Origin of the sequence: Amycolatopsis thermoflava N1165 (assembly GCF_000473265.1) — a bacterium.
Taxonomy (GTDB): Bacteria; Actinomycetota; Actinomycetes; order Mycobacteriales; family Pseudonocardiaceae; genus Amycolatopsis_E; species Amycolatopsis_E thermoflava.
In genome coordinates this window covers 8,367,955-8,387,779 of the sequence record NZ_KI421511.1, presented here as the reverse complement: position 1 = coordinate 8,387,779, position 19,825 = coordinate 8,367,955, and the positions used below count along the sequence as shown (strand labels likewise).

At 69.4% G+C, this 19,825-nt stretch carries 16 protein-coding genes and 1 pseudogene; 2 read left to right on the top strand and 15 right to left on the bottom strand.

The genetic code is table 11. The features are described 5' to 3' along the window. Positions 1 to 193 precede the first annotated feature (193 nt). From AMYTH_RS48470 to AMYTH_RS46660, 5 genes and pseudogenes are all read right to left on the bottom strand, one after another. Positions 194 to 528, bottom strand: a pseudogene (locus tag AMYTH_RS48470) (2-oxo acid dehydrogenase subunit E2). A gap of 388 nt (positions 529 to 916) precedes the next feature. Then, positions 917 to 2,296, bottom strand: a complete 1,380-nt coding sequence (locus AMYTH_RS0141695) for an FAD-binding oxidoreductase (RefSeq protein WP_027935215.1) — start codon at positions 2,294 to 2,296, stop codon at positions 917 to 919. A 46-nt stretch (positions 2,297 to 2,342) separates the two neighbouring features. Next, complete coding sequence (locus AMYTH_RS0141690) at positions 2,343 to 3,233, bottom strand: alpha/beta hydrolase (RefSeq protein ID WP_051362972.1); 891 nt, start codon at positions 3,231 to 3,233, stop codon at positions 2,343 to 2,345. Next, entirely contained in the window at positions 3,230 to 4,486 is a 1,257-nt protein-coding gene (locus AMYTH_RS0141685; RefSeq protein ID WP_027935213.1) for a metal-dependent hydrolase family protein, read from the bottom strand. The genes AMYTH_RS0141690 and AMYTH_RS0141685 overlap by 4 nt, the downstream gene beginning before the upstream one ends. Further along, positions 4,483 to 5,826: an MFS transporter gene (locus tag AMYTH_RS46660; RefSeq protein ID WP_084022789.1), complete on the bottom strand. Its 1,344-nt coding sequence runs from the start codon at positions 5,824 to 5,826 to the stop codon at positions 4,483 to 4,485. Before AMYTH_RS46660 ends, AMYTH_RS0141685 begins: the two co-directional genes overlap by 4 nt. 174 nt (positions 5,827 to 6,000) lie before the next feature. On the opposite strand from AMYTH_RS46660, the gene AMYTH_RS0141675 reads away from it, so the two are divergent. Then, positions 6,001 to 7,338 (top strand): NAD(P)/FAD-dependent oxidoreductase, encoded by a 1,338-nt coding sequence (locus tag AMYTH_RS0141675; protein WP_228685189.1) that lies wholly within the window; start codon positions 6,001 to 6,003, stop codon positions 7,336 to 7,338. Positions 7,339 to 7,357: 19 nt separating this feature from the next. Here AMYTH_RS0141675 and AMYTH_RS0141670 read toward each other — a convergent pair whose 3' ends face one another. After that, positions 7,358 to 8,626 (bottom strand): PucR family transcriptional regulator, encoded by a 1,269-nt coding sequence (locus AMYTH_RS0141670; protein ID WP_027935211.1) that lies wholly within the window; start codon positions 8,624 to 8,626, stop codon positions 7,358 to 7,360. A gap of 1,118 nt (positions 8,627 to 9,744) precedes the next feature. Between AMYTH_RS0141670 and AMYTH_RS0141660 the strand changes: the two genes are divergently transcribed. After that, on the top strand, positions 9,745 to 10,272 hold the full coding sequence (locus tag AMYTH_RS0141660) for a manganese efflux pump MntP (RefSeq protein ID WP_209440822.1): 528 nt from the start codon (positions 9,745 to 9,747) through the stop codon (positions 10,270 to 10,272). On the opposite strand, the gene pqqE is transcribed toward AMYTH_RS0141660, so the two are convergent. The 9 genes from pqqE to AMYTH_RS0141615 all read right to left on the bottom strand — a co-directional run bounded on the left by pqqE (position 10,269) and on the right by AMYTH_RS0141615 (position 19,623). Next, complete coding sequence (pqqE, locus tag AMYTH_RS0141655) at positions 10,269 to 11,366, bottom strand: pyrroloquinoline quinone biosynthesis protein PqqE (protein ID WP_027935209.1); 1,098 nt, start codon at positions 11,364 to 11,366, stop codon at positions 10,269 to 10,271. The two genes, AMYTH_RS0141660 and pqqE, sit on opposite strands and share 4 nt — an antisense overlap. Further along, positions 11,359 to 11,652 carry a pyrroloquinoline quinone biosynthesis peptide chaperone PqqD gene (gene pqqD, locus AMYTH_RS0141650; protein ID WP_037324349.1) on the bottom strand — a complete coding sequence of 98 codons (294 nt, stop codon included), beginning with the start codon at positions 11,650 to 11,652 and terminating at the stop codon, positions 11,359 to 11,361. The genes pqqE and pqqD overlap by 8 nt, the downstream gene beginning before the upstream one ends. A gap of 5 nt (positions 11,653 to 11,657) precedes the next feature. Further along, positions 11,658 to 12,362, bottom strand: coding sequence for a pyrroloquinoline-quinone synthase PqqC (pqqC, locus tag AMYTH_RS0141645; protein ID WP_027935207.1), 705 nt, complete (start codon positions 12,360 to 12,362; stop codon positions 11,658 to 11,660). Between the two features lie 3 nt (positions 12,363 to 12,365). After that, complete coding sequence (gene pqqB / locus AMYTH_RS0141640) at positions 12,366 to 13,325, bottom strand: pyrroloquinoline quinone biosynthesis protein PqqB (RefSeq protein WP_228685187.1); 960 nt, start codon at positions 13,323 to 13,325, stop codon at positions 12,366 to 12,368. Between the two features lie 6 nt (positions 13,326 to 13,331). Next, positions 13,332 to 13,427, bottom strand: coding sequence for a pyrroloquinoline quinone precursor peptide PqqA (gene pqqA / locus AMYTH_RS0141635; RefSeq protein ID WP_027935205.1), 96 nt, complete (start codon positions 13,425 to 13,427; stop codon positions 13,332 to 13,334). A 45-nt stretch (positions 13,428 to 13,472) separates the two neighbouring features. Beyond that, positions 13,473 to 15,173 (bottom strand): PQQ-dependent dehydrogenase, methanol/ethanol family, encoded by a 1,701-nt coding sequence (locus AMYTH_RS0141630; protein ID WP_027935204.1) that lies wholly within the window; start codon positions 15,171 to 15,173, stop codon positions 13,473 to 13,475. Positions 15,174 to 15,295: 122 nt separating this feature from the next. Continuing rightward, a complete protein-coding gene (locus AMYTH_RS0141625) occupies positions 15,296 to 15,757 on the bottom strand; it encodes an MSMEG_3727 family PQQ-associated protein (protein ID WP_027935203.1) in 462 nt (153 codons plus the stop codon). 215 nt (positions 15,758 to 15,972) lie between these two features. Next, on the bottom strand, positions 15,973 to 18,204 hold the full coding sequence (gene katG / locus AMYTH_RS0141620) for a catalase/peroxidase HPI (RefSeq protein ID WP_027935202.1): 2,232 nt from the start codon (positions 18,202 to 18,204) through the stop codon (positions 15,973 to 15,975). A 24-nt stretch (positions 18,205 to 18,228) separates the two neighbouring features. Further along, positions 18,229 to 19,623 (bottom strand): DNA-binding protein, encoded by a 1,395-nt coding sequence (locus AMYTH_RS0141615; RefSeq protein ID WP_027935201.1) that lies wholly within the window; start codon positions 19,621 to 19,623, stop codon positions 18,229 to 18,231. Positions 19,624 to 19,825 lie beyond the last annotated feature (202 nt).

Genomic DNA, 19,825 nt, shown 5'->3' with positions numbered 1-19,825 from the left:
GTCAAGTTTCCCGAAATGCAATTTGCACATGGCAGCAGGTCAAGGGTATCCACTAGTCGGTGAGGCGGCAACTCGGTGGAGGTCGAAACGCGATCTGTCCCGTAGCAGGTGTGAGTGGCAGCGTCGGTGCTCGGCCGGCGCCCGCCTGCGCCGTTCCTTGTCCGGCAGTCGGCAACAGCGGCCCAGCGGACCGTCAACCAGCTGCAAATGCGTCGCGCCGATCGAGCTCTAGTCGTGCGCCGCACCGTTCGAGGTCACCGGTCAGGTCGGGCTCGAACGCACCCTCCTCGGTCCGCCCGCGGACGGCGCCGACGAACCGGTCGGCGTCCGCACCGTCGATAACTCGGTGGTCGTAAGTCAGCGGCAGGTTGCGCATCGACCGCACGGCGATCTGCCGATGTTGGTGATTGTGAACGTTCCGCCGTTCAGCTCGTCGACTTTGATCGTGGCCGAGCGGGTTCGTTCCGCCAGGTCCGCGATCTTCCGGGCGCGAGCGCCGAGGCTCAGTTCCAGTGCGTCACGGATCACCGGTGCCAGCAGGCCGCGGGCTGTCCGCCGCGATCGCCAGGTGCACTCCGCGATGTTGGATCATGGACTGCCCGTCCTCACCGACCGAGGCGTTGACGACCCGATGCCGGCGGCCGCCAACCTGGCCACTGCAGCACGTGCGGCCGGTGCACAGTTCCTCTTCCGGAGTCAGGTCACGGCGGTCCGACGGTCCGGTGACCGCGTAGCAGGTGTCGACCTTCGGCGTGGGCGGCTGAAGCGGCGCGGCGCGTGTAACCTACGCCCCGACGTGGTGCGGCCGCACGGTCGACCTCGGATCGCACTCTCACCGAGTCGCAACCTTGCGGTCTGAGCTGACGTCGCCTCCCCCGGACGTGACCGGGCGCGGGCGGCCGTGCGCGAAGGCGGCTCACTCCCCGCCGGCGGCGATGACCTTGCCGGGGTTGAGGATGCCGTGCGGATCCAGCGCGGCTTTCACCGCGCGGTGGAGATCCAGGACCTCCGCGGGCAGCTCCTCGGCAAGTCCGTCCATCTTGAGCAGGCCGACACCGTGCTCCCCCGTGACCGTGCCGCCCAGCGCGATGGCTTCCCCGATGATCTCCTGGAAGGCCCGCTGCGCACGTCCCCTCGCCTCGTCGTCGTCGCGCGGCGTGATCAGCAGGGGGTGCAGGTTGCCGTCTCCGGCGTGGGCGATGTTGGCGATCAGGGTTTCGTGCTTCTTCCCGATCGCTTCGATCCGGGCGAGCATCTCCGGAACCGCCGCCTTGGGCACGCACACGTCCTCGGTCAGCACGGGCCCCAGCCGCTCAAGGGCCGGGTAGGCCAGGCGCCGCGCTTCGAACAGAGCGTCCGCCTCCGTCTGGTCGGTCGAACCAGCCGCCCAGGTGGCACCCGCTCGCGCGAAGCAGTCGCGGATCGCGTCCGCCTCCTCGTCGCCTGCCGCGCCAGGGACGTCGCACCGCGCCAGCAGGACGACGTCGGCCTCGACGGCCAGGTCCGTCTTCTTCCACTGGTCCACGGCCTCGAGGCAGTGCCGGTCGATAAGCTCCAGCGCGGACGGGACGATGCCCGCCGCGGCCACGGCCGTGACCGCGCGCCCGGCATCCACGATCGAGGAGAAGTAGCCGGCGACGGTGCGCTCCGGCGACCGCTGCGGGCGCAGCCTGAGCGCGACCTCGGTGATGACACCCAGCGTCCCCTCGGAGCCGACGAGCAGCCTGGCGAGGTCGTACCCCGCGACGCCCTTCGCGGTACGCCGGCCGAGCCGGACCAGTTCGCCGGTTCCGGTGACGACCTGCAGGCCGAGCACGTAGTCCGCGGTGACGCCGTACTTCACGCAACAGAGGCCGCCCGCGTTCGTCGCGACGTTGCCGCCGATCGTCGACCACGGCGCCGAGGCGGGGTCCGGCGGGTACCAGAGACCCTGCTCGGCGCACACGTTCCGCAGGCGGTCGTTGACGACACCCGGCTGCACCACGGCCAGCCGCTCCACCGGGTCGATCTCCGTGATGGCCGTCATCGCCTCGGTCGACAGGACGACACACCCGTCGACGGCGTTCGCTCCGCCGGACAGGCCGGTGCCCGCCCCGCGGGGTACCACGGGAACGTGGTACTCGATGCACGCGCGCACGACCTCCTGGACCTCCTCGGCGGTGCGCGGCCGGACTAGGACGAGCGGTGTCCCGTGGGACGCCCACTCGGCCTCGTCGTGGGCGTAGCTCGCCATCACCGCGGGATCGAGCTGAATGCGATCAGCGGGGATCCGCTCCGCCAGGCGTTCGATCAGCATCCAGAGCCTCCGTCCGCTGCTCGACCGGGAACTTCCGACCTGCCGCTCATGCAGGACGCGACCAGCACGTGCGCATGAAGCTGAGGAACGACGGCTGGAGGCCGGTGACGTGGGTCTCGCCGAGCACCGCCGTCGTCAACGCGAGTCCCGACTCGCTACTGCGGAGGGACTCGACGAGGAGGGTGAACCCGCGTCCGATCACGCGGTAGATGGGCAGCTCCCCCGTCATCTCCGGCCCGTTGATCGTGAGGTGGAGTCGCTTGCCGGTGAGATCGAGCGGCTTCTCGGCGAGCTTGAGCGCCGTGCTCTCCAGCGATGCGATGCCGGGGCTCCCCGCTCCGTAGGCGGTGAACAGGGCGCACCCGGTGAGCAGGGCGTACAGGGTGAACAGGCCACCGTAGGAGTAGCCGAACAACCCGTGGCCCTCCGGGGCGACCCGGTAACGGCGGCTGATCTCCGGGTGGAGCTCGTCGGTGATGAAGGAGAGGAACGCGTCGGCTCGGGTGTTCGCGAGATCTTCGAGATAGGCGTCGGCCTCCGCCTGGGTCATCAGCCCGTTCGCCACCGCCATGTCCAATGAGGACCGCATGGCTGGCGGGACGGGCTCTCCTGGGGGTACGAGATCACGGTTGCGCACCCGGGTCCAGTCCTGGGCGTCGTCGCCGGCATAGCCCACGGTCACCTGGAGGTACGGCGCGATCGGAAGCGCCAGGTCGCCCTGCATCACCGCCAGCGGCGCGGTCTGGCCGACGCTGAAGTTGCCGTCGGTCACGTAGAGGACCGGGTACGCCACCTGCTCGTCCCGGGCGTAGGCCGGAGACGTTGTCACCCAGATCGCGAAACGGGCGCCCACCGACGCCGACGCCATCTCGAAGTACTCCGTCGCGCCGAACACCTGGTCAGCGGACATCGCGGTCTTCCCGGTTCCACCGGTCATTCGTTCCTCCTCTGGTTCAGCCGGTTCTTGACGATCTCTCCACCGCGCATGATCAGGTCCAGGTTCCGGCCGTCCGCGGCGAGGAGGCCGATGTCCTCGAGCGGGTCGCCGTCGACCACGATCAGGTCGGCATGCGCGTCCGGCTGCACACAACCCAGTTTCCCGGTCTGCATCAGGATCTCGGCGCCGACCGAGGTGGCCTGACGCAGGAGTTCGAGCGGCGTGAAGACTTCGCGCCGGAGTTCGAACTCCCGGCACTGCTGGGTGTAGAAGCCGGCAAGCAGGTCCGTGCCGAATGCGACTTTGACGCCGGCACTTCGCATCCGGTCCAGCCCAGCCATCGAATCTTCATAGACCGCACGCAGACCGTCCATGCGGTCGCGTGGCAACCCCATCTCCGGACCCTGCTCGACGAGCGAGAAGAGGACGGCCATCGTGGGCACGACGTACGCCCCGCGCTCCGCGACGAAAGCCGCCGTCTCCGCGTCGATCAGCGTCGCATGCTCGACGCAGCGCACTCCGAATTCGACGGACCTGCGCGTTGATTCGCTCGTCAAGCAGTGCGCGGCGACATAGGTGCGCCGTTCGAGACATTCCTGGACGATCGCGCGGATCTCGTCCTCTCGGAACTGGTTCATCCAGATCGGATCACTCGGGGACATCACGCCCCCGGATGCGACGATCTTGATGCAATGGGCGCCGCGCCGCAGCTCCTCGCGCGCCGCCTTGATGCATTCGTCGACACCGTCGGCGATCACGCCCGCCCAGTTCAGCGAGGCGCACGAACAGTACCCGTGCGTGTGGTGCTTCTCGTTGGGCGTGCGGTAATCGACGTGGCCGCCGGTCATCGACAGGATCTTGCCCGCGTAGAAGAAGCGCGGCGCTCTGAGCAAGCCGTCCGCGATGGCGGCAGCGAGGGGGTAGTCCCCACCGCCGATGTCGCGCACGGTGGTGAATCCGCAGTCGAGTGCGTGGCCCAGCTTCCTGATCGCATAGGCGGTCCGGTACGGCGCGTCACGATCGTTGAGAACGCGTGGATCGAGATCCGAGAAGTACGAGTGGACGTGCATGTCGATCAGGCCCGGCATCAAGGTCTTGCCGTCGACATCGATCCGCTGCGCTTCGTTCACCCGGATCGGACGATCGGAGACCTCGCGGATCCGTCCGTCTTCGACGAGCACCGCCATGCCTTCCGGGCACTCCTCGGACACGCCGTCGAAAATCCGGGCGTTCTCCAGAACGATCTGGATCATCGTCGCCCCTCTCCTTCCGCCTGGGTCGATGCCAGATCGGCCTCCGGCTCGCGGTACCACACGACTACCACGGCGAGCGCGAGGATCGCCATCGCTGCGACGAAGGCCGGGAAGGCCAGGTGGGAGCCCGTGGCTTCGGTGAGCCACACCGCGACGAACGGCATGAATCCGCCGATGATGACCGTGAGATTGAAGGCCGCGGTACCAGCTGTGACACGAACTTTGGCCGGGAAGAGCTCCACCACGTTGATGACAGCCGGAGTGAGGAACACCGACAGGGGGATGACGAAGATCAGTGCCCCCAGCAACCCGAGGGCGAACGTGCCGGTGGAGCCCAGCAGGAAGGTCGGCACGACCGCCACGGCCATGGCGCTGGCGCCGCCGATCAGGATCGGCTTGCGTCCGATTCGATCGCCAAGGCCGCCCGTGAGCACGATTCCCACGATGATCGTGAGACCGGCGACGGTGTTGATCGTCAGCGCGGCTTCTTTCGGGAATCCGTTGGCGAGCATGTACGCGAGGTAGGCGGCGACACTGACGTAGATCGCGATCGAGTAGAACGTTCCGAAGCCCAGGTACAGCAGGATGGCGCGCCTGTTCTGTCGCATGGCCAGCCAGAAGCTCTCCGAGCCGGGTGCGGCCGTCGTGGTGTCCCGCTGCGCGTGCATCTGCTGGAACTCGGGCGTCTCCGTGAGCGAACGCCTGATGTAGAGGCCGACGAACCCGAGGGGCAGGGCCGTGGCGAAGACCACGCGCCACCCCCACGACTGCATCGCCTCGGCCGGCAGTGCCACGGTGAGCACGGTCCCCAGTGTCGAACCCAGAACCGTGGCGCAGAACGTACTCATGCCGAGGAAGCTGATCATCCTTGCCCGACGGTGCGCCGGCGCGTGCTCGTAGAGGAACGCGGCGGCGCCGGCCAGCTCGCCGCCGGCCGCGATGCCCTGGGCGATGCGAGCGCAGATCAGCAGGATCGGCGCGGCGATCCCGATGGTCGCGAAGGAGGGGATCAGTGCGATCGCGAACGTCGCGATCGACATCAGCGTGATCGTGACGTAGAGGATGTGGCGTCGGCCGTAGCGGTCGCCGAGGCGCGCCAGGAGCACACCGCCGACCGGCCGCACGAGGAACGCGATCCCGTACGCCGCCCAGGTGTTCAACATGGCGGCAGTGGGGTCGCCGGAAGGGAACATCGCGTTCGAGATGAAGGCGGCGACCACGCCGTAGACGGCGAACTCGTACCACTCGACGAAGTTCCCGATCGACGCGGCGGTCACCGTGCGGCGCAGGCTCGGTTCTTCAGCTGCGGCCTGAGACCGGCTCACTTTCTCGACACTCACGCGGCTTCCCTTCGCTACGCCACAGTGGCCGTGGCCCGTCTCTTGGCCGACACATCATGTCCTGTCCTGACCGAGTGGAGCAGTAGACATCGGTCGTGACTTTGCCCGAGAGAAGCCCTACAAATGCTTGATGCCGCGTAGCCCTACGCGTTTCGACAATGGGTGTGATGGTGCGTGGTTCGCGTCGCGCACCCGGTAACGCGAGGGAGTGGGTCTATGGCCACGGATGTCGTGGTGATCGGGTCGGGTGTCGTGGGTGCGTCGATCGCGCTGGAACTCGCCCGGCGTGGCCGACGGGTGACGGTCGTCGACAAGGCCGGGTCGGCGGGGCACGGCTCTACGGCGGCGTCGAGCGCGGTGGTGCGGTTCAACTTTTCCACCCTGGCCAGCGTCTCCGCGGCTTGGGAGGCACACTTCGCCTGGCGGTCGTGGGCGGAGCACCTCGGCCGCGAGGTCGGGGACCTCGCCCGGTTCGAGCGGTGCGGGTTGGCGATGCTGGATGTCCCGGCCGCGCCGCGCTCGATGTACCTGCCACTGTTCAAGGAGGTCGGCGTCCCGTTCGAGGAATGGTCGAGTGCGGATCTGGCGGAACGGATACCCGGTATCGACGTCGGCCGGTACTGGCCACCGAAGCGCATCGACGACGATCTGTTCTGGACCGCGGCCGAGGACACGTTGGGCGCGGTGTACACGCCCGACGCGGGTTTCGTGAGCGATCCCGCGCTGGCGGCGCAGAACCTGGCCGCTGCCGCGAAAGCCTGTGGTGCCGAGTTCCGGTTCCACACGACCGTGCACGGAGTCGAGCGGGCCCACGGCCGGGTGACGGCGGTGACGTGTGCCGATGCCAGGATCCCGTGTGGTGTGGTGGTCAACGCCGCGGGCCCCTGGTCGACGCGGATCAACGGACTCGCCGGCGTCGGCGCCGATTTCACGGTGACGTGCCGGCCGTTGCGTCAGGAAGTCGCACACGTGGCCGCTCCTGCGGGATACCGCGGCACCGATGGAGTCGGGATTTCCATCGCGGACATGGACCTCGGGACGTACCTGCGTGGCGAGGTCGGTGGCGGCCTGCTGGTCGGCGGTACGGAACCGGAGTGTGATCCCCTGCAGTGGGTGGATGACCCAGACGCGGTCACCACGCATCCGACGATGCCGGTGTTCGAGGCGCAGGTCACCCGGGCCGCGCGGCGGCTGCCGGAGTTGGCGATACCCAACCGCGCCCGCGGGGTCGTCGGTGTCTACGACGTCGCCGACGACTGGACGCCCATCTACGACCGCACGGAGCTGAACGGGTTCTACGTTGCCATGGGCACCAGCGGCAACCAGTTCAAGAACGCGCCAGTCGTTGGAAAGTTCCTCGCGGCGATCATCGAGCAGACCGAAAACGGCGTCGATCACGATGAACGGCCGGCGCGGTTCGTCGGCGAGCACACCGGACTGGAGATCGACTTGTCGGCGTTCTCCCGCAAACGTCCTTACAACGCCGAGAACTCGGGCACGGTCCTGGGCTGATTCAGGGCATGGAATTTCGTCAGGACACCGAGCGAATTCTCGCCGGCTTGCCTCCGGCCGTCTCGTTGCGGTGGGCAGCGGCGAGGTTGCGCAGCTTCAATCCCAGGTGCAGGGTCAACCGGTCGTCGCCCTGGCTCAGCTCGCAGCCGGTGAGCTGTTCGATCCGCTTGAGCCGGTGGTACAGCGTCGCTCGGTGGACGTTCAGGTGTCGCGCGGTGCGGGCGACGTCGCCGGCGTTGTCGAGGAACGCCTCCAGGGTCGCGACTAGCCCGCGATTGCCGTCTTCCCGTTCCAGGGCGACGAGCGCGGGCACCTGAGCGGCGGCGAGCAGGTCCTCGGTGGGCATCTTCAGCAGGAGCTGGTATGGGCCGAGTTCGTCCCAACAAGCGCCTGGTCCGATGGAGGGCACGAGCTGTGCCGCGCGCACGGCGAGGAAGGCCTGGCGATAGGACTCGGCGATGTCCTCGATGTGGTGGGCGAGGCCGCCGATGCCCAGCACGAGCCGGTCGCCGTCCTGGGTGAGCCGGTCGAACCGCGCGGTGAGCCTGCCGCAGATCGTGTCCAGCTCCTGACGAGACGGCGGTTGGGGCTGGGCGAGCATCAACCATGCCCGGGACTTGTTGGTGGCCGTCAGGGCGCAGGCGGGGGCTGCCGAGCGCTGGGACATCCAGGTCTGGGCATCTTCGACGGCGGCTTCCATGGCCACGGTCTGCGGGGCAGCGATGCCGTCCGGCCCCTGGTGCCGCATGCCGAGGACCTGGAAGTACATGCCGGTGGCGGGGAACAGTTGCTCGGCCCGAAGGTCGTCCGCGGCCTGGGAGCGGATGGCACGATCGGTGGCGACGAGTTCCCGCAGGATCGCCTCATGCCGTGCCCTGCTGCGTTCGTGCACGATGAGCCGCCGGTACAGAACCACGCCGGCGTGACCGGCCGCTTCCCGGGCGACGTCTTGGTCCTGACCGCCGAGTGTGGCGCCGGCGTCGATGAGCCACAGGTAGCCCAGCAGCAGCCCGGTGCAGCGGATCGGGATGCACAGCCGCGGCAGGGCGCCCTCCAGTGGCACGATCACCCGGCCCGGCGTTGTCCAGTGCGCGATGCCTTGCGCGAGGATCTGCTCGCAGAGTTGCGGGTCGACGGAGCGATTCAGCACCGACGACACTCGCGTTGCGTCCTCGTCACCGAAATGACGACTCGCCGCCAGCAACCGGATGTGCGGGTCGTCGATCGCCACCGACCGTTGCAACCGTTCGGCCAGGTTGTCGACGATGTCCTGCAGGTCATCGGCCATCGCGCAAACCTCCGGTGCTCGCGGCGTGGACCAACTATGCCTCAAGAGCCCTCGAACCGCTAGCGACAGATGTCGCGTCGCCCCCCTCCCCGGTGCGACAGGTGACGCGGAGGTCCCGACTTGGACGCAGTCAGAGCTGCGGTGTCCAGGTACCGGAAGTTCGGCAAGGACTTCGAGGCATCCTGGCGTGTGCGGCGCACCGCGAACCGCCCAGCGGCTGCCACGCACACAACCTGTCGACGTCCGGCGGCCAGAGCACAGCTCAGGGGCGAACCGCACAGAACGTCCCTGTCGATTCAACCCGCCAGGGCAAACGGGAAGGAATACGACAGCCCGCCGACCCGCGCTTTCACTCAGAGCCAGCGAGCTCCCACAGACCGTCGGACTGACAGGATTTGATCCTATACCCCTATGAATCTGGCATGGTTGTGGACCAGCATGCCGGTCTGCGCGCTCACTGCGCCCTGCCCCTCGGACGACGAAGCTGACGCGATGTGCGTCGTGAAATGCTCCGGCGCGGCACCGTGCCAGTGCGCCCCCGGCGGCGTGTACACCGCGCCGCCCGGGCGCATGACGACCAGCTCGCCGCCCCGGGACCGGGCGTATCCGATCCCCCCGGCGACGTGGAGTGTCTGCCCCACCGCGTGGATGTGCCACGCGATCCGGCCCGCGTTGAGGCTTCTGGGCCGCGGGAGGGATCGGCGGTGGTCAGGCCGGGGCGAGAGAGTACCGCTCGCCGGGCTGAACCCCCGTCCAGAATTCCGAGCCGCCCGGCACAAGAGAACGGGCGGGAAAAGCGGTTCGACGCCCGCAGGTGCGACACGGAATCGCGGAACGGGCGCGGGGTACGAAATCGAGAGAAAACGCCGAGCATGGTTCGGGGCAAGCGTCCGCAAACAGCACTACGCCTGCGGCGAATGTCCAAGTCGGACGCTGCCGGACACCTTCGGATCATACCGGGCGTCCAGTGCCGGGAAAACGCCGGAAATCAGCTCGACAGGTGTAGTTCGCACCCAGGCTGCGATATCATCTCCCACTATGGCGGATGCTCGCCGCGACAGCGTCTGCTCCATCGATGATCGTCGTCATCGGGTGGTGGTGCCGCCGTGATCTGGGAAGTGCTCGTCCTCGGTTTTGTGCTCAGTCTCGACAATTTCCGGGTTTCGATCGCGCTCGGCACCGTCCCGTTCGGTCTGAAGCGCGCGGTGCAGGTGGCGCTGGTCTTCGGGCTCTGGGACACGGTCATGCCCCTGCTGGGGCTGTTGATCGGTCAGCGGATCGGGGACGCGTTCGGGGTCGTTGCCAACGTAGTGGGCGCCGCCGCCCTCGGCGGGTACGGTCTCTACCTCCTCGTCTCCGCCCTGCGCCATCCCGAGCCGGACGAACTGGACCATCCATGGGCGCTGTTCGGCATCCCGCTGACGCTGAGCCTGGACAACCTGTTCGCCGGGGGGAGCCTGGGGATCCTCGGGCTCTCACCGTGGTTCTCGGCCGCGGTGTTCGGCGTCATGACGGCGGTGCTGTCGCTGGTCGGGCTCCAGCTCGGGCGGGCCGCGGCGCGCCTCATCCGCATCCGCTCGGACCTGCTGAGCGGGCTCGCCCTGATCGTCGCCGCCGCGACGCTGCAGGTGCTGTTCGGCGGCTAGCGCTCAACCCGGCGAACCCGGTGCGGGCGCGGGATCAGCGACCGATCGCCGTCGGGCGAGTCGGCGTTGGCGGCCTCCACCGCCCGGGCGACCAGGTGATGGTCGGGCGAGAGGTGGCACACCGGGTCGGTGCGGGCGGCGTCTCCGGTGAGCAGGAAGGCCTGGCAGCGGCAGCCACCGAAATCCAGCTCCCGCCGGGCGCAGCTCCGGCACGGCTCCGGCATCCAGTCCGTCCCGCGGAACGCGGACATCACCGGCGACCCGGCCCAGATCCGCTCCAGCGACTCCTCCCGCACACTGGCCCGCGGCAACGGCAGGGACTGCGCGGCCGGGCAGGGCAGAACGTCGCCGTTCGGGGTCACGGTCAGCTGCCGGGACGCCCAGCCACCCATGCAGGGCTTCGGGTAGCGGCTGTAGTAGTCGGGCAGGACGTAGATGACGTCCATCCTGTCGCGCAACCGCTCGCGGGCCGCCCGCACGACGACCTCCGCCGCCGCGAGCTGGGCCCGGCTCGGCAGCAGCGCGTCCCGGTTCCGCCAGGCCCAGCCGTAGTACTGGGTGTTGGCCAGCTCCACCCGGTCGGCGCCCACCTCCTCGGCCAGGCCGAGCACTCCGGCAACGCGGTCGATGTTGTGCCGGTGCAGCACCACGTTCACGGTCAGCGGCCAGCCCAGCTCCTTCACCACGCCCATCGCCTCGATCTTCCGCCGGAAGGACGGGGTTCCGGCGATCCGGTCGGACACGGCCGGCTCGTCGGCCTGGACACTGATCTGCACGTGGTCCAGACCGGCGGCCCGCAGCTGCTCGGCCCTCGGCCGCGAGAGCCCGAAGGCGCTGGTCACCAGATTGGTGTAGAGGCCGAGGCCGTGGGCGTGCGCCACGAGGTCCACCAGATCGCGCCGCAGCAACGGTTCCCCGCCCGACAGATGGCACTGCAGAACACCCAGATCCCTGGCCTCGGCCAGCACCCGCCGCCACTCGTCGGTGGTCAGCTCGCCGGAGTAGCCGGCCAGGTTCACCGGGTTGGAGCAGTACGGGCAAGCCAACGGGCAGCGGTAGGTCAGCTCGGCGAGCAACCCGAAGGGACTATCCATCGCCGGCCTCCACCCAGCGCCGGGCGACGAGCCGCGTCAGGAACCGCCGCACCTCGTCGCCGGGGACGCTCCGGTAGCGTGCGCCCAGCTCGGCGACGATCTCGGCCACCGTGTGCCGACCGTCGCACAGTCCGAGGATGTCCGCGCCGCTGCCGTTGAGCACCACCACCGTCTCGGGGAGCAGCAGGATCGGACGCTGCCTGGTCCGGCAAAAGGACAACCGGACGTGGCGGGCCAGCCTCGGCCGGTCCACTGTGGACAGATCGGGTCGGGTCGACGGGTGCATGACGCTCACTCCGGATAGGCCTGGTCGATGGCGTCCATCAGGCTCCACAGGACATCGCACTTGAACGACAACGCATCGACGGCACGCGCCCGGGATTCCGGTGACCGGCAGTACGCGGTGACCACCTCGAGAGCGTGCTCGCAGTCGCGGGGGGCCTCCTCCAGACGGGCCCGGAAATAGGCGAGGCCCGCAGGCTCGATCCAGGAGTACCACCGCTCGAACGCGGCCAGCCGCTCCGCCATCAGGTCCGGTGCGAACAGCTCGGTGAGCGAGGAGGCCACCGCCTCCACCCACGGGCGGGTCCGGGCGAAATCCACGTAGGCGTCGACCGCGAACCGCACGCCGGGGACCAGGTGCCGGTGGTCCTGGACCTCTTCGCGGGTCAGTCCGGCGGCCTCGGCGAGGCGCAGCCACGCCTCGACGCCGCCCTCCCCGGGGCGCCGGCCGTCGTGGTTGACGATCCGCCGGATCCAGCGCCGCCGGACCTCGATGTCAGGGCAGTTGGCGAGGATCGCCGCGTCCTTGCGCGGGATGTTCTCCTGGTAGTAGAAGCGGTTCGCCACCCAGCCCTGGATCTGCCTGCGGCTCAGGCGGCCGGCGTTCATCCGGACGTGGAACGGGTGCCGGTCGTGGTAGCGCCGCGAATGGGCCCGCAACGCCTCGACGAAGCCGTCGGCATCGGTTCTCGTCGTCCCGCTCGTCGCCGTCACGGCCTACACCTCCACCTCGAGGCCGTCCCGGGCCACTTCCATGCCGCTGCCCTCCACGACGCGCCGCTCGGGCGAGTCCTCCAGCAGGACCGGATTGGTGTTGTTCAGGTGCACGAAGATCGTCCGCTCCACACCGAGTGCGGGGAGCAGCGCCAGGCTGCCGTCGGGCCCGTCGATCGGCAGGTGCCCCATCTCCCGGGACGTCTTGCCGGCCAGCCCGAGCCGCACCAGCTCGTCGTCACGCCAGCACGTCCCGTCGATCAGCAGGCACTGGCAGCCCTGCATTTCCGCGGCGAGCTCCGGCGTGAGCGCCTGCACTCCCGGCAGGTACACCAGCGTGCCCCCGCTGCGCTCGTCGGTCAGGCGGTAGCCCACGACGCGGCCGTGGTCCTCGCCCGGCCCGAACCGGCTCCGCTTGGTGGTGGGCACGTCGAACGCCCGGCAGGACAGCCCGCCGTCCAGGGACATGCCCACGCCGGGGACCACCGCCCGCCACTGCACCGGGCAGTAGCGCTCGAGTGCCGGCAACAGCCCCGAGCCGTCCCGCAATGTCTTGTGCACCGCGGGCGTGGCGTACAACGAAAGGCCCGCGCGGGCTTCGCGCAACATCAGCAGGCCGAGCGTGTGGTCCAGCTCGGCATCGGTGAGCAACACCGCCTCGAGCGGCGTCGTCCGGTCCTCGTGCGGGTGCAGTGCGGGGAACGCCTCGATCTGTGTTCGCACATCGGGTGAGGCGTTGATCAGGAACCAGCGCCGGCGGTCGGCGCTGACCGCGACCGACGACTGGGTCCGCGCGGGGCCGGCCCCGGAGCGCACCGCGGTGCACACCGGGCACCCGCAGTTCCACTGCGGGGAGCCGCCCCCCGCAGCCGAGCCCAGCACCCGCAGCAACACCACGCCCTCCGTCTCCTCGCCGGCCGGGCCGCCGGAGGGCGCCGGACCCGCGGTCCAGCGCCACTCCACGTCCCGTCAGTCCTCCATCTGCGCGACGTACATGGTCACTTCGGGCGCGACTCCGATCTCCTCGAACTCGGGCGTCTCCCACACAACGAGCTCGGACTCCATGGATCCACCTCCTCTCCGCCACACTCCGGCAGCTGTCCCACGGCGCTACGACGTCTCCGGGAGAGCGAACACGATCAGCGCGCTTCCGTGACCGGCGCCGAGCATGCCGGGGAGGAATCCCTCCGACCAGGCGCCCCATCCGACCGGCACGGCGACGTACTGCCTGCCATCGACCATGTAGGTCGTCGGGTTGCTGTGGTGACCGCTCCCGCACTGGAACTGCCACAGCAGCTCCCCCGTGCGGGCGTCGAGGGCGTTGAACTCCCCGGAGGGTTCACCGGCGAACACCAGATCGCCACCGGTCACCAGCACCGAGGCGCACATCGGGAGTTCGTTGCGCCAGCGCCACTTCTCCTCGCCGTTGGCGTCGAACGCGCTGATGCTGCCCGTCATGTCCTCGATGTCCACCTGAACACCGGCGCCCCAATAGGGAATGCTCTCCTTGAACTCCCGGCGCCGCCGGGTCGCGGTGGCACCGACGTCCTGCACCGGGACGTAGAACAGCTCGGTCCTGGGGCTGTAGGCCGCATGGGTCCATTCCTTGGCGCCGGCGGGCCCCGGGTAGAAGTGGACCGGCACCCCCTCCTCGTCGGGGTACACCTTGGCCGTCACCTTGCCGTCCCGCGTGATCGCCCCCCACGTGATCCGGTCCACGAAGGGAGTGACCTGGACCAGCGCGCCGTCGGTGCGATCCAGGACGAAGAAGTAGCCGTTCTTGTCGAAGTGACCGAGCAGCTTGCGTCCCTCCGACTCGAACAGGATGCATTCACCGATGCTGTCGTAGTCCCACACGTCGTGCGGGGTGCACTGGTGGTGCCAGCGGATCTGTCCGGAGTCGACGTCGACGGCGATGATGCTGTCGGTGTAGAGGTTGTCGCCCTCGCGCACGCCTCCGTCGAAGTCGGGCGCCGGGTTGCCCGTGCCCACGTACAGCAGGTTGGTCTCCGGGTCGAAGGTGCTGGTGATCCAGCAGTTCGCGCCGCCACGCGCCCACGCCTCGCCGTCCGCGGGCCAGGTGTCGGAGCCGGGCTCCCCGGGCTTCGGAACCGTGTAGCAGCGCCACTGGTGCTCGCCGGTCTCGAGGTCGAACGCGTCCAGGTGGCCGCGCACGCCGAACTCCCCGCCGGAGCTGCCGACGATGACCTTGTTCTTCACGATCAGCGGCGCGACCGTGGCGCTCTCGCCGGCCCGCACGTCACCGTAGGTCTGGTCCCAGACCCGTTTGCCTGTGGTGGCGTCGAGCGCGAGCACATGCGCGTTCGCCGTTACGAAGAACACCTTCCCGGCCGCGACGGCGACCCCGCGGTTGACGTTCCCGCAGCACAGCGACACGTCGAACGGGACCGCGTGCTTGTACCGCCAGATCTCGACACCTGTCTTCGCGTCGAGCGCCCAGACCCAGCCGTCCCAGCCGGCGAGGAACATGACCCCGTCGACGACGATCGGGGCGGCCTCGAACGAGTAGGTCGACGCGCCCGCGATGAGGCCGGTCGTACCGGCCTGGAACACCCACGCGGGACCGAGCCGCTTGACGTTCTCGGTGTTGATCTGGTCCAGCGGGCTGTACCGCTGGCCGTTGTAGGCGCCGTAGTAGGTGAGCCAGTTCTGGGGCTCGGACCGGGCGTTCAGGATGCGCTCGTACCCGACGTCGCGGACCACCGGCGGCGCGACCTCTCCGCCGGCGACCTTGCCGCTCAGCCTTCCCTGGTCGATGGCCTCGCCCGCGTCCACGTACTCGACCGTCATCGTGTCTCCTCCAATCAGAGCTTGTTTCGAAAGTGGCTTGCGTGGCGGCGCGGCTAGCGGAACCCGCGGCGGTGCCGGTTGACGGCCCGCCGCAAGCGGCTCCGCCGCTGGGGAAACAGAACCTAGGGCCGCGGCTGGTTGGGACGGTCGAGGCGAGCCTCCGGCGGAACGTCTCCCAGCACGACGATGGCGCCGGTCAGTCCCCGGCCCTCGTCGTTGCCCGTGGGCGAGCTGAACCAGTAGTAGCCAGGGCCGTCGAGGTTGAGTGTCGCTTTTCCTTTCGAATGGTTCACCAGCCAGATGAATTTCCGGTCGCCGTTGCTCGGCAGCAGCGCGCAATGCGTGTTCAGGTCGTCGTTGACGAGTTCGAGTTCGATATCACCGCCGTGCGGCATGACGAGAATGGAGGGGTCCCAGCTGATCTCGTCGGGCCGGATCCGGATCGTCGCCTCCATCCGGCCGTCCGCCCGCTCCGTCGCCTTCCCGATGCTCCCGGTCCCCAGCACCTGACCCAGTGCCGCTTTGTTCTGCGCGTCCAACCCGAGCTCGTTCAGCAGGTCGACCCGTTCCTGAGTGGTCGTCACCGGGCTTCACCTCCTCATCCAGAATCGCAAATCATTAGCACAAGAAGCACGCAGCCCGACCTGGCGATTACTATTCACGAATTGCGAATCACCAACCGGGAAAAACCCTACGCGGCGGGAATCGCACCGACAAGGGCACGCGCGAAGTCGGGCGCACCACGCCGTTCGTCCGCCACCGGCTACCGCTCGTACCCGATTCGCCGCCGCCGGCGGGTTCAGGCGAGGTCGTACCGGTCGAGGTTCATGACCTTGTCCCACGCGGACACGAAGTCGCGCACGAACCTCTCCCCGGCGTCGTCGCTCGCGTAGATCTCGGCGAGAGCCCGCAACTCGGCGTTCGAGCCGAACACGAGGTCGACGCGGCTGCCGGTCCACCTGACCCCGCCCGTGGCGCGGTCGCGGCCCACGAACGTCTCCGCGCCCGGAACGGACCCGGCCGCCGCCGTCCACTCGATGCCCGGGTCGAGCAGGTTGACGAAGAAGTCGTTCGTCAGCGTCCCCGGGGCCGAGGTGAACACGCCCAGCGGGGACTGCCCGGAGTTCGCGTCCAGCACGCGAAGGCCCCCCACCAGGGCGGTCATTTCGAGCGCGGTGAGGTTCAGCAGCTTCGCCCGGTCGACGAGCAGGTGCTCCGAGGGCAGACGGCTGCCCTTCCCGCGGTAGTTGCGGAACCCGTCGGCGGCCGGTTCGAGCGCCGCGAAGGATTCCACGTCGGTCCACTCCTGCGAGGCGTCCGTCCGCCCCGGGGTGAAGGGGACCTCGACGTCGAAGCCGGCGGACCTGGCGGCCTGCTCGACCGCGGCGCATCCGCCGAGCACGATGAGATCGGCCAGCGAGATCCACTTGCCTCCGGTTTCTTTGCTGTCGAAGGACTCCTGGATCTTCTCGTACGTGCGCAGCACCTGCGCCAGCGTGTCCGGGTCGTTGACCTGCCAGCCGCGCTGCGGCTCGAGGCGGATGCGCGCCCCGTTGGCCCCGCCACGCTTGTCGCTGACGCGGAACGTCGAGGCCGACGCCCACGCGGTGGACACCAGCCGGGCCACGGGCAGCCCGGAGCCGAGAATCGTTGCCTTGAGGGCGGCGACGTCGTCGGCGTCGACCAGTTCGTGGTCCACGGCGGGGATCGGGTCCTGCCACAGCAGCCGCTCCCGCGGCACCAGCGGGCCGAGGTAGCGCTGGATCGGGCCCATGTCCAGGTGCGTCAGCTTGAACCAGACCCGGGCGAAGGCGTCCGCCAGCTGGTCCGGGTTGTCGAGGAAGCGCCGCGAAATCCGCTCGTAGACCGGGTCGAACCGCAGCGCGAGGTCCGTCGTCAGAACCGTCGGGGCGTGCCGTTTCGACGGGTCGTGGGCATCCGGCACGGTGCCGGCCCCGCCGCCGTCCCCCGGAATCCACTGCCACAGACCGGCGGGGCTGAGCACCAGGTCCCACTCGTAGCCGAACAGCGTCTCGAAGAAGCTGTTGTCCCATCTCGTCGGCGTGGGTGTCCACGTGCCCTCGAGCCCGCTGGTGATGGTGTCGGCGCCCTTTCCGGTGCCGTAGCTGCTCTTCCACCCCAGGCCCTGCTCCTCGATCGGCGCGCCCTCGGGTTCGGGGCCGAGGTGACGTTCCGGGTCGGCGGCCCCGTGGGTCTTGCCGAACGTGTGCCCTCCCGCGATCAGCGCGACGGTCTCCTCGTCGTTCATCCCCATGCGTCGGAACGTCTCGCGGATGTCCCGCGCCGAGGTGAGCGGGTCCGGGACGGTGTTCGGGCCCTCCGGGTTGACGTAGATGAGGCCCATCTGGTCGGCCGCCAGGGGGCGTTCCAGCTCCCGGACCCCGCGGTGGCGTCCATCGCCGAGCCAGACGGGCTCGGGCCCCCAGTCGACGTCCTCGTCGGGCGCCCACACGTCCGCACGGCCGCCGGCGAAGCCGAAGGTCGTGAAGCCCATCGTCTCCAGGGCCCGGTTGCCCGCGAAGATCATCAGGTCGGCCCAGGACACCTTGCGGCCGTACTTCTGCTTCACCGGCCACAGCAGCCGGCGCGCCTTGTCGAGGTTCCGGTTGTCCGGCCAGCTGTTCACCGGCGCGAAGCGCTGCAAGCCGGCCGCCGGGCCGCCCCGCCCGTCGTCGATCCGGTACGTCCCCGCGGCGTGCCACACCATCCGGATCACGAGCGGGCCGTAATGGCCGAAATCGGCGGGCCACCACTCCTGCGAGGTCGTCAGCACCGCGTCGACGTCCCGCGCCAGGGCGTCGAGGTCGAGCGTCCGGAACTCCGCGGCGTAGTCGAAGTCCTCGGCCATGGAGTGGTTTCGCCGCAGGCCCGTCAGGTCGAGCCGCTCCGGCCACCAGTCGCGCAGGCGCGCGCCCGTGGCCCGGTTGGTGCCCGGCTCGGATGGGACGGAGAGGCCGAGGCCGCCGCCGGCAGTCGCGGGGGCGGCGAGGGCGTCCGCGCTCTCAGCCATGGGAATCCTTTCCGGGTACGGAGCTCAGATGTCCAGCGCGCGGCGCACGGCCGGCACGTTCCGCCGGGAAACCGGCACCATCGTGTTCCCCCCGTCGTCCATGACCAGGGACAGCTCACCCTTGACGCCCCGCTCGACCTCGCGGACGCGGCTGAGGTTGACCACGTACCGGCGGTGCACCCGGAGGAAACCGGCGTCGGCCAGCTCGCCGTCGAACTTGTCCAGGCCCGCGGACGCGGCACGCAACCGCCCCTGGTCGGTGGACAGCCACACGTCGTTGCCTTCCGACTCGGCGAAGGACACCTCCGGCAGCCGCAACAGCACCATCCGGTTGTCGCGCGTCGCGACCACGCGGCGCGGCCGCGGTCGAGGCTGCGCGGCGCCGTCCGCCCGGGGCACCGGCGCCCCGTCGGCATCGCCGAAGGAGACCAGGTTCCCGATCAGGTGACCGGAGGTGAAGACAGGCCGGATGGTGATCGAGGTCGGCTCGTCGGCGAGGCGGGTGAAGATCTGCGTCGAGCCGACCCAGCCGGGATTGCGGGCCGCCTGCTTGCTGGCGTACCGCACCGCCCCGATCAGTTCCGGCAGCCCGGGCCGCCACCGCAGCGTGGGGTCGACCGCCGGAGTGGCGGCCGGGACGCCCATGAGCACGCCGGCCGTCTCGTCGGCGATCACCACCTTGCCGGCGTTGTCCAGCGCCGCGAGGCCCGCGGTCGAGCGGGCCCTGGCCTGGCTGAACGCCGCGACCAGTTCCGCGCCGCTGTCCCGGGCGCGCCTGGTCAGCATGCGCTGGGTCCTGGTGACCGCGTTCGCCAGCCAGCTTCCCGCGGAGGCGGGCAGCTGGCTGCGCCAGCAGGAGATGTTCAGCACCGCGATCGGTTCCCTGGTCACCACGTCCCGCACCGCGACGCCCTCGCAGAACCAGTCGTGGAACGCCTGGCACCAGTGCTCCGCACCCCGGATCAGCACCGGACCGTGCGCCTCGAGCGCCGTGCCCATGCCGTTGGTGCCGGCCGCGCACTCGGACCAGCAGAACCAGGGCGCCAGGTTGGCGTCGGTGGCCCGGGCGAGCGTGGCCTGGTCGCCCCACTCGGCGAGGATCCGGCCGGTCGCGTCGGTGACGGTGACGACGCCACCGAGGTTGCCCACTTCATGTGCCACGGAGGCGGCGCGAAAACCCAGCTCCGCGAACACGACATCGTGCTCGGGCGCGGGGTCGGGCTTCGCGACAGCCACCGGGACCTCCCTGAGGTGGGGGTCGACCCGGTACTGGTCCCGGCAGCGATACCAGGAGATCGCCACCACGGGCCGGACACCGGGAACCTGATCCTCACCCCGCACGAACCGCTCCCACGCCGCGAGCACGGTGCCGCCGCCCGGGTTCCCGGCCACGGGCTCGTGCCGATGCGCATCCCTCATCGTGGAGAACCGCCCTTGGTCCCTCCCAACGCCCGGCGGCGTGCGCGCCGTCCCACGGCTCGTCCCGGCCGCGCACCGCGTCGTGCGTCCTCCGCTTCACCACTCGTGTCAGGGCCGGTACCGGACCGGCACTGCCCAGGGTAGGCCCAAATTCCGGCAGAGCTACCCCCGATTTCGGCGTCGGTCAGCCAGAACGTGAGCA

Coding starts and splice junctions, on each gene's coding strand:
- AMYTH_RS0141695 (WP_027935215.1), bottom strand. CDS start 2,296: ATGCTGATCGAACGCCTGGCGGAGCGGATCCCCGCTGATCGCATTCAG.
- AMYTH_RS0141690 (WP_051362972.1), bottom strand. CDS start 3,233: ATGACCGGTGGAACCGGGAAGACCGCGATGTCCGCTGACCAGGTGTTC.
- AMYTH_RS0141685 (WP_027935213.1), bottom strand. CDS start 4,486: ATGATCCAGATCGTTCTGGAGAACGCCCGGATTTTCGACGGCGTGTCC.
- AMYTH_RS0141670 (WP_027935211.1), bottom strand. CDS start 8,626: ATGGCCGATGACCTGCAGGACATCGTCGACAACCTGGCCGAACGGTTG.
- pqqE (WP_027935209.1), bottom strand. CDS start 11,366: ATGGATAGTCCCTTCGGGTTGCTCGCCGAGCTGACCTACCGCTGCCCG.
- pqqD (WP_037324349.1), bottom strand. CDS start 11,652: ATGCACCCGTCGACCCGACCCGATCTGTCCACAGTGGACCGGCCGAGG.
- pqqA (WP_027935205.1), bottom strand. CDS start 13,427: ATGGAGTCCGAGCTCGTTGTGTGGGAGACGCCCGAGTTCGAGGAGATC.
- AMYTH_RS0141630 (WP_027935204.1), bottom strand. CDS start 15,173: ATGACGGTCGAGTACGTGGACGCGGGCGAGGCCATCGACCAGGGAAGG.
- katG (WP_027935202.1), bottom strand. CDS start 18,204: ATGGCTGAGAGCGCGGACGCCCTCGCCGCCCCCGCGACTGCCGGCGGC.
- AMYTH_RS0141615 (WP_027935201.1), bottom strand. CDS start 19,623: ATGAGGGATGCGCATCGGCACGAGCCCGTGGCCGGGAACCCGGGCGGC.